This is a genomic window from Kitasatospora sp. NPDC059803 (assembly GCF_042732255.1).
Taxonomy (GTDB): Bacteria; Actinomycetota; Actinomycetes; order Streptomycetales; family Streptomycetaceae; genus Kitasatospora.
Genome location: NZ_JBHWIJ010000025.1, coordinates 47,233 through 48,709, shown reverse-complemented (window position 1 = coordinate 48,709; position 1,477 = coordinate 47,233). Strand labels below are relative to the sequence as shown.

1 protein-coding gene is annotated in these 1,477 nt (G+C 76.4%); it reads left to right on the top strand.

The window, feature by feature from the left end:
• Positions 1-1,233 (top strand): hypothetical protein (locus tag ACFV6I_RS06770; protein ID WP_380423793.1); only part of this gene is annotated, 1,233 nt, incomplete at its 5' end.
• Between the last annotated feature and the right edge of the window lie 244 nt (positions 1,234-1,477).

Here is a 1,477-nt window from a genome sequence, read left to right as displayed (position 1 = left end):
GCCCCGGCCGGCGTCCGGCAGGCCGCCGTCGCCGCCCCCGCCAAGGACGGCGGCGCGGCCACCCCCGCCGGGCAGAACCTCCAGCTCACCGCGTACGACCCGGCGGGCGGCACGGCCGTCCTCTCGGCGCCACCGGCCGCCGGGCCCACCGCGACCGCCGGCGCGACACCGCCCCCCGCCCCCGCCGTCCAGCCCGGGCAGCTCATCGCCAGCCCGCCCACCGCCGCCGCGCCCCAGGGTGCGCTGGTCGCCGTCACCGGCGTCCGCCCCGGCGCGGGCGCCAGCCTCAACCTGACCACCCGCCCCGCCACCCTCGCCGAACTCCTCGGCGGCACCGAGGCCGACGGCCGGGTGCCCGTCGACCCGCACGGCATCACCGTCACCCCGCTGGTCAAGGACCTCAAGGCCGTCGTCGGTGCGGACGGCGGCGGCGTGAAGGCCGATGCCTCCGGCACCCTGGAGGTCGACGTCAAGGCCCCCGTCCCGCTGCCCGACGGCGCGAGCGTGGACGCCTCCGGCTCCCTCCAGCTGCACCCGGCCGTCCACTTCGCCTACCACGGCGCCGCCGCCGGCAGCCCGCGCACGGCCTCCATCGGCTTCGACCTCGGCGCCCACGCCCAGTGGAAGGTCACCGGCGACGTCGCGCGCAGCACGGGCGCCGCGCCCGTCCGGCTGCCCTTCGCCACGTTGCAGGCCAGCCCGGTGCTCACCGTCGCCGGACTGCCCGTCGTGGTCAACCTGAAGCTCACCTGCTACCTGGAGGTCAGCGCCGACGGCCAGGTCCACCTGGAGGCCGAACAGGAGGCCACCGGCACCTGGGCCGTCCGCGCCGACTACACCGGCGGCAAGGGCTGGACCCCGACCACCGACGCCGACACCAAGGTCTCCCCGGTCCGGGTGCGCCTCACCGGCAAGGCCGGCGTGCGGGCCGCGCTCGGCGCCGAGGTCTCCGTCGGCCTCTACGACACCGTCGGCGTCCAGACCACCGTGGCCCCCTACCTGCGGGCCCAGGCCGAGGGCTCACTGACCGCCGACTCCTCCGGCAACCCGCCGCAGGCCCAAGGGAGTTGGTCGCTGGTCGGCGGCGTCGACCTGACCGGCTCGCTGCTCGCCCACCTGAAGGTCTTCGGCACCCCGGTCATCGAGGGCACGTACCCGCTGCCCCCGTTCCACCGCGAATGGCCCCTGGCGGCGGGCTCCGCGGCCCTGCCGTCCCCGCGCCCGAGCAGCTGACCCGGGCGCGCCCCGGGCTCGGGGTCCGGTTACTGCTCGGGCGGTACGCCGGGCAGCGGGGCCACTGCTCCTGACGTACTTCTGACGTACCGGCAGTTCGTGTCCCAGGGCGATGATCCGGTGCCGGGTGCGCTGGAAGGCTGACGCGCAGGAAGTCGGCCAGACCGACATCCCTGGGGGCCACCACCCCGGCGGCGGGCAGGAAACAGTATACCGCCCCCCCAATTTTTTGCCCACAGCCCGC